Raw genomic sequence first — 7,865 nt, 5'->3', positions numbered from 1 at the left:
ACCCGCCCGTGAACGCGATCTTGCCGCCGAGTACCACCTCGTCCGCGTCTTCGACCCAGGGGTAGTGCGTGTCGCAGGCATAAGTCAGGTTCGGGGTTGCGGCGGCCAGATGCGCCATGGCCATGAGGCTGATTGCCAGGTGCGAGTTGGAATGCATCGACAGGCCCAGCCCGAAGGTGGCGCACATTCCGCCGAGCAACTGGCTGTCGCGCAGACCGCCCCAATAGTGATGGTCGGACAATACGATCTGCACCGCGTCCATGCCGACGCTCCGGCGCAGGTGCTCGAAGCAGGTCACCACCATGTTGGTGGCCAGGGGCAGGCCAGTCCGGCGGTGGAGCTCGGCCATGGCCTCGAGCCCGTCGACGGGGTCCTCGTAGTATTCGATCAGGCCGCGCAACCGGTCGGCGGCGACGATGGCGGTCTCCATCGACCAGGCGCCGTTGGGATCGATGCGCAGCGGATAGCCGGGAAAGGCCTCGGCCAGCGCCTCGATGGTGGCGATCTCCACGTCCGGCGGCAGGGTCCCGGCCTTGAGCTTGATGCTGCCGAAGCCGTGCCGCTCGATCATCCGCTGGGCCTGCGCGACCATCTGGGCCGGGGTCAGCGCCTCACCCCACGCGTCGGCCGGCTCCTCCGGTTCGATGTGCCGGCCGTACTTGTAGAACAGGTAGGCGCTGAACGGGACCTCGCGCCGCACCGCTCCGCCGAGCAGGGCGTGAAGCGGAACCCCGGCGCGTTTGGCCTGCAGATCGAGCATCGGCACCTCGAAGGCCGAATAGCAGTTGGCGCCCTGCCGTGCCGGATCGGAACCCGGCGCCAGTTCGGCCCCGGGCGGCGGCGGTGGGAGACCGGCGAGCGTATCAGCGACGACTTGGCGCAGCCCGTTGAGATCGTGGACCGCGAGGCCGACCAGCCGGGGGGCGACCGCTTGCAGGGCGGCCAGCGCCGCTGCGTCGCCATAGCCTTCGCCCAGCCCCGTCTCGCCGCGATCGGTCACGACCTCGATGATCGAGCGCAGCGCGTAGGGTTCATGGATCCCCGCCGCGTTGAGCAGCGGCGGGTCGCGGAAGGCGATCGGCGTGACCCTGACCTCGGCGATCCTCATGGCATGCGACCGGGCCAAGTGCGCTCAGTCACCGCTCTCGCCCATCCGTGCTAGCTGCACGCGTGAGCAGGCCTCCATAACCTTGCTGAACCGCTGCGCTCGGTCCTTGCCGTAGACGAACGGATTGGCATCGGCAGGAGCACCATGGGTCAGGAGCTGTATCTTCTCGAGCGCGGCGATATGGGCCGGGTGGTTGCTAATCAGCGCATCGACCCCGGCCCGACCGGTCAGGCCGTTCCAACGCTGCAGCGAGGCGATCTGGTCATGCACGGCCGGACCCGTGGTGCCGCCGCCCGTGCCGCCCATCAGGCCGACCACGTGGGGCCGGCCCTTGTCGGTCACCGGGAAGATCAGGGACAGGGTGCCAGGGGTGTGCCCCGGGGTAACGAACAGCTTCACAATGGTCTTGCCGAGGGTGATCGTATTGCCATCCCGCACCACCATGTCGCGCCGTGGCGGCACGAGATCGCGGAACGGACCGCCGCCGCGGTCCGGGCTTTCCAGCATAGCCCAGTCCGCTTCCGACAGGGCCACCCGCGCCCCGAACGTGTCCTGGAAGTACTTGGCTCCGCCCCAATGGTCGCCGTGGCCGTGAGTCACGATCAGGATCTTGATCCGCTTGGGATCGAGCCCGAGCCGGATCATGTTCGGCACCATGATGTCGCGCGCTTCGGCCTCGTTGTTGAGTGCGTCGATCAGGATGATCCCGTCCGCCGTATCTAGAGCCCAAGCCGACACCGCGTTCTGCCCGATCGAGTACAACTGGTCGAACACCCTGGCTTCCTGAACCAGGCCATCGTGCTGGATCGCGAACACGGTCTTGCGATCGAGCGGGCTGGTCATACACCGCCAGTAGAATTCGGGGAGCAGATCGGGCTCGGCCCATTTCCGCGCGGCCGACAGATGGCGCGCCACGGCCGTGGTGTTGGCCCGGGGGAAGTCCGACTGCGTGGGATAGTCAGCCGGAGCAGCGGCGTGGAGCGGTGCTCGCATGGAGCAAAGCAACAAGGTCGAGGCTGCAAGGATGGTCAGCGCGCGCTGCATTCTCTCTCTCTCCCGGGTTTGTCGTTGTGCAGGGGTTAGACCAGCGCCCGACCGATGCTGTCCAGCACCGATCGCCTATGGATCCATAGACAACCGGCATTGATCGGCCAAAGATGCGCCGGGTTGGTTTGTGAGACCTTTGCGTTTGAGCCTGCACCAGGCAATCACTCATTCACCCAGACCGACAACCGCATCACAAGGGTCGAATGATAGCCCACAACGCTTGCGCCGGCTATGTTACTGCCCTGACGGTCAGGCATATGCAAATGTCGGGTTTCGGCGTCTTCGGACTTTCAAGCGCCGCGCTCAACGACATCTGTACCTATCGCCTCCCATGCGCCCTAACCGGCGTCAATACGGGAGCAGCAACGTCGCAGTCGGAAGGCCTTCCAAAGTTTTGCGATCGGCGCGACCGGCCGAAGCCAACAGATTACAAGATCGTTCCTGGGCGAAACATAGCACAGCCTCTGTAGGCGTCAGTCGCTCCAACGTCGCCCAGCCAGTTTGGTAGACACTGTGGGGCCAAGCCTTTCAGCACTGTCCCCAAGGGCGAAGACGTAATTGCCGGCCGGCAGCGTCCAGCCGTTTCCGGACCAATCCGCCAACAGCCGCGGATCGATCTTCAGGCTGACGGGCCGGCTCTCGCCCGGTGCCAGTTCGACCCGCGAGAACCCGACCAGACGCTGCTTGGTCTGCCCGCCGCGCGAGTCGAGATAGAGCTGGGCCACCGTGGCACCGGCACGCTGGCCGGTGTTGGTTACGGTGAAGCTCGCCTGCTTGCCGTCGGTCTTGAGGCCCGTGGCCGAGAAGCTGGTGTAGCTGAGGCCATGGCCGAACGGGAACAGCGCCTTGTGTCCCTTCCGGGCATTCCAGCGATAGCCCACATCCGAGCCTTCGATATTGTAATCGGCGGTCAGCTTGGCGTCGGGGCTCGGGGCGTCGCCTCCGAAGTTGGTCTCGAGCGTGGCGAGCCCGTCAAGCTCGGGACGCGGCAGGTGGGACATCGCCGCCGGGAAGGTGATCGGCAGGCGGCCGGACGGGTTGGTCTCGCCGAACAGGACCGATGCAATCGCCTCGCCGCCCCGTGCGCCCGGGTACCAGGCCTCGAGCACCGCCGCGGTCTTGTCCAGCCAAGGCATCAGCACCGGGTTGCCGGTCTCCAGGACCACGACAGTGTTGGGATTGGCCGCCGCAACCGCGGCGATCAGCTCGTCCTGGCCGTTGGGCAGCGTGAGGTCCGGCTGGTCGATGCCTTCGGTCGTCCACTTGGTGCCGAAGACGATCACCACGTCCGCATCCTTCGCGGCGGTCACGGCCTCCGAGGGATAGCGCCCGTTGCGGAACCTGATCTCCGCCTGCGGGGCCATGGCCTTGATCGCCGCCAGCGGCGCAGAGCCGTGATACTGCTCGGAGAGGAAGGCGGACCACGGACCGCCGTCCAGCGGTACCTTGATCGCCGCGCCGCCTTCGGCGTGGACCTGGCTCGAGCCGGCGCCGGACAGCACTCCGCTGTCGGCATAGCCGCCGATGACCACGATCTTCCTCGCGGTGCGGGCGAGCGGCAGGACACCCCGCTCGTTGCGCAGCAGGACGATGCCCTGCTTGGCGGTCTCGAGCGCGGCCTCGCTGTTGGCCTTCAGGTCGATCTTGCCGCCGGGCCTGGCCGGATAGCGGTCGAGCCCGTTGGCGTAGATCGCGGTCAGGATGCGGCGGTTCATGTCATCGAGGCGCTTGGCATAGGCTGGGTCCTTGGCCGCCGCCTGGGCCAGCGTGTCGCCGAAGAACACCGCCGGGTCGAGCTGCGCGCCGGACTGCTGGTCGAGCCCGTTGAGGGCCGCCCCGAGGTTCGGCACGGCGCCCCAGTCGGACATGACGAAGCCCTTCCAGCGCCAGTCGCGCTTGAGCACCTGGTTGAGCAGGTAGTCGCTCGAGCAGGCCTGATGGCCGTTCACGCGGTTGTAGGCGCACATCACGCTGCCCGGCTGGCCGATCTCGATGCCAAGCTGGAAGGCGAGCAGGTCGCTCTCGCGCGCCGCGGCGTCCGAGATCTGCACGTCGACGAACTTGCGGCCCGTCTCCTGCCCGTTGAGCGCGAAGTGCTTGATCGTCGAGATGATGTGGTTCGACTGGATCCCGGCGATGGCGTTGCCGACCAGCGTCCCGGACAGCAGCGGGTCTTCCGAGAAGTATTCGAAGGTCCGGCCGTTGCGCGGATCGCGCATCAGGTTGGTCCCGCCCGCCAGCAGCACGTTGAAGCCCTTGGCATGGGCTTCGCTGCCGATCACCTCACCGCCCTTGCGGACCAGCGCAGGGTTCCAGGTCGCGGCCTGCGCCAGGCCCGAGGGCAGTGCGGTGGCGCCGTCCTTGCGCAGCCCGAACACGTAGGCGACGCCAAGACTGGCGTCGGTCTCCCTGAGCGCGGGAATGCCGAGGCGTGGGATCCCAGGAACGTAGCCTGCCCCGTAAACGGCGTCCTCCGGGATGGGCCGGGTGCTCTCGCCCAGCGGCAGCGGCATGATCCCGTGGGTGAGGACCACCTTTTCCTCGGCCGACATCGCGCGAACGGCTTTTTCAGCACGTGCCGCCGCCGTTGCCGAGTCGGCCGCTGCAGCGGGCCGCGCCTGAGCGAGCGACGATCCGCAGGCAAGAGCCGTTGCCAACAACAGTACGGGCGATCGCGGGTTCACCAGACCAGTTCCTTGAATTGCCAGCTGCAACGATGCCGGACATGGAAAAAAGCGGGCCGAGCTGTCAACTCGGCCCGCTGGGCGTTCGATCAGAAGCGGGCGCCGACCCTGGCATAGACCTGACGGCCAAACGGGTCGGCAATCGTGGGGAGATAGCCGTTGAAGCGCGCAAACCCGGGGGCCGTATCGAAGGCATTGATCATGCCCAGGGTGAGGTCGAAGCGATCGTCGGTACCGAACCGCAGCGAGTACTGGACGTCGAACACGGAGAACGCCTTGATGCGGGTCGTGGTCGTCGCCGGGATCACCGGGCCACTGCCGGTGGTGTTGAGCGACACGCCCTGATCATCCACCACCCCGGAGGTGTAGCGCCACGTTCCGGTCAGGGTATGCTTCCCATACTCCAGATCGATCCCCGCCACGCTGCGCCAGCGGGGCGCTGCAGCGGAGGACAGCGGCGACTGGACGAACTGGTTGCGATAGCCGACACCGTTGTAGACGATCGATGCCGCACCCGGAGTGGTCGAGCCGATGTCGATGTCATACTTGATCAGGTAGGTGAGGTTGTCGCGCAGGGTGACCGCCACATCCCCGAGGTCGAAGCCAACCGAGGCCGCGAAGTCCAGACCCGAGGTGGCGGTGCCGCTGGGGGCGTTGAACGAGGTGACCTGCACCGCCTGGATGTTGCCACTGGCATCGCGGATCACGGCGGGCCCGCGCGGTGCCGCATTCACCACGGCCTGCGCGCTCTGCAACTGGATCTGGTTATTGTACTTGTACTTCCAGTAATCCAGCGAGATCCGCGCCCGCGGCATCGGCAGGACGGTCGCGCCGATGTTGAAGACGTTGGCGGTCTGCGGCTTCAGGTTGGGATTGCCGTAGGTCTGGATGGTGCGGAAGGTCGTGTCCGGCGGCGTGGTCGTCGGATCGGTGACGTTGCCCACGCCGGTGGAGATCAGGCTCGCTGCGCCGTTGGCGATGGTGGGAGCCTGGAATGCCCGGCTGATCGAGCCACGGAGGCTGAGCTGGGGAATCACGCGCCAGTTGATCGCGGCCTTGGGCGCCGTGGTGCTGAACCCGCCGTAGTCCTCGTAACGGGCCGCGGCGTTGAGGTTCAGGCCGTCGACCAGTTCATAGTTGGCCTCGACGAAGCCGCTCTTCACGGTCCTGGTAAACTCGGTGTTGAGCCGCTTGCCGAGGAAGCCGCCGAAGCCGCTGAGCAACAGGTCCGAATAGCGCGACGAAGATTTCTCGCGGCGATACTGCGCCCCCAGCGCCACCGCCAGATCATGTCCGTTGATCGTGGCGAGCGTGCCGTTCACCACGCCTTCGGCCAGATAGTACTCGCGCTTGTAGTCGAAGTACACGTCGGTCTGCAGGTTGTGGATCAGCGAGGGATCCATCTTGGCAAGGTCCGTCTGGAGCGGGCTGTAGTAGAGGCAGCTGCCTCGACCGGCCACGGCCCCGCCGCCTGCTCCGTTGAACAGGTAATTGCAGTTGGGTCCGCCAAAACCGTTCAGCGCGGCCTGGAACAGGTTCATGTCCGTGTCCTTGTCGCGCGCGATCGTGTGCGAGGCGGAGTAGGACACGTTGGCGGTATACTTCCACCCGTCGAAGAGCTTGCCGCGCGCGCCGAGCACGTAGTGCTGCTGGTTCACCGTATCGCTCATGATCCGGTGATCGTATCCCCCGGGGAAGCCCTCGGCGCCGATGGCGCGGCCGAAGAAGATCACCGGCACGCCAAAGGGGTTGTACGGATTGCTGACCGGCATGGTCGCATTGCCGGCGTTCTGGGCATAGGACGGCACGCCGTAGCGCTTGGAGTCCTGGTGGTAATAGCTGATCTCGGCGAAGATCGTCTGGTCGGGCGAAACCTCGATCGTGGTGTCGTTATGGATGTTGATGCTGCGCGATTCCGGACGGATCGGGTTCTGCGGCTGGAAGTTGAAGGCACAACTGCCCAGACCGAAGGTCGCCCCGGCGGCAGGGACGTACTGGCTTTCCGTGCCAGCCTTGCCACAGTTGGGATCGACCACGGTGAGGCGGCCGCCCACCGCCTTCGCGTCGAACAGCGCGGTGTAGTCGTTGCCGTTGATGACCACGTTGCCACCGGTGGCCGTGGTGGGACGGCCGACCAGGGTGTAACGGCCAGGATAACCCGCCCCCGAGGGATTGAAGAAATTGGTGATCGCGCGGTCCGCGTTCTGCAGGTTGTCGGTGAACCGATAGGAGGCCGAGGTCACCGAGTGGAAGGTGTCGTTGCCGATCCCGACCATGCCCTGGACGTTCCACGAGCTGGACTTGGAAATGCCGGTGTACTGCGCCGAAACCCGGGCGCCCTTGAACGTCGTGTTGGTGATCACGTTGAACACGCCCGCGACCGCGTCGGCGCCATAGGTCGACGAGGCACCGTCGAGCACGGTATCAACCCGGCTGATGGCGATGTCCGGCGTGAGGCTGTTGAGGTTCACGAAATCATCGCCGCCCTGCGGCGTCACGCGGCGGTTGTTGAGCAGGACCAGGGTGGAGCCGCTTCCGAGCCCGCGCAGGTTCACCGAGCGGGTGTCGCGCGTGTCCGCACCGCCCTTGGCCAGGTCCTGCATGCCGCCGACGCTGCCGACGTTCTGCGGGATGAACCGCGTCAGATCGCCCAGCGATGTCACGCCGGTGCGCTGGAAGGACTTGATGTCGACCGACAGGGTCGGGGAAGCACGGTCTTCCTGGCGAACGTTGCCAAGGTAGGTTCCGGTGACGATGATCTCTTCGCTCTTGGCCGGGCCCGCAGTGTCGGTCGCCGGCGCCGACTGGGCGAACAGCGGCGTTGCCGATGCGGCGAGCAGTGCAACCGCAGAGATACTGGTAAGCCGCAGACCGCGGCGCGCATGCGATGAAATTGCCATGAATGTCCCTCCCGCTCAGTGTCGTGGAATGGGACCCTGCCGCCGTGGGCGCGCCTGATTGCAGGTCAGCGCCGCCTGGCCACCCAGTTGTCCCCTTCCAGTGTTCTTCGTGCGATCCTTTGCCCG

General features: G+C 66.1%; 4 protein-coding genes. All 4 read right to left on the bottom strand.

The annotated features are described in order from the left end of the window. A partial coding sequence (locus H7F49_RS02165) for an enolase C-terminal domain-like protein (RefSeq protein WP_185681895.1) occupies nt 1-1,108 on the bottom strand: 1,108 nt, incomplete at its 3' end. 24 nt (nt 1,109-1,132) lie between these two features. After that, the gene (locus H7F49_RS02160) at nt 1,133-2,101 is read right to left on the bottom strand and encodes an MBL fold metallo-hydrolase (RefSeq protein ID WP_185681894.1); all 969 of its coding nucleotides are present in this window, start codon (nt 2,099-2,101) and stop codon (nt 1,133-1,135) included. A 527-nt stretch (nt 2,102-2,628) separates the two neighbouring features. Continuing rightward, nucleotides 2,629-4,707 carry a beta-glucosidase family protein gene (locus H7F49_RS02155; protein WP_185681893.1) on the bottom strand — a complete coding sequence of 693 codons (2,079 nt, stop codon included), beginning with the start codon at nt 4,705-4,707 and terminating at the stop codon, nt 2,629-2,631. A 221-nt stretch (nt 4,708-4,928) separates the two neighbouring features. Continuing rightward, complete coding sequence (locus H7F49_RS02150) at nt 4,929-7,739, bottom strand: TonB-dependent receptor plug domain-containing protein (protein ID WP_185681892.1); 2,811 nt, start codon at nt 7,737-7,739, stop codon at nt 4,929-4,931. Nucleotides 7,740-7,865: the final 126 nt, after the last annotated feature.

The sequence above is a fragment of the Novosphingobium aerophilum genome (assembly GCF_014230305.1).
Taxonomy (GTDB): Bacteria; Pseudomonadota; Alphaproteobacteria; order Sphingomonadales; family Sphingomonadaceae; genus Novosphingobium; species Novosphingobium aerophilum.
This window is presented reverse-complemented; position numbering and strand designations above follow the sequence as displayed.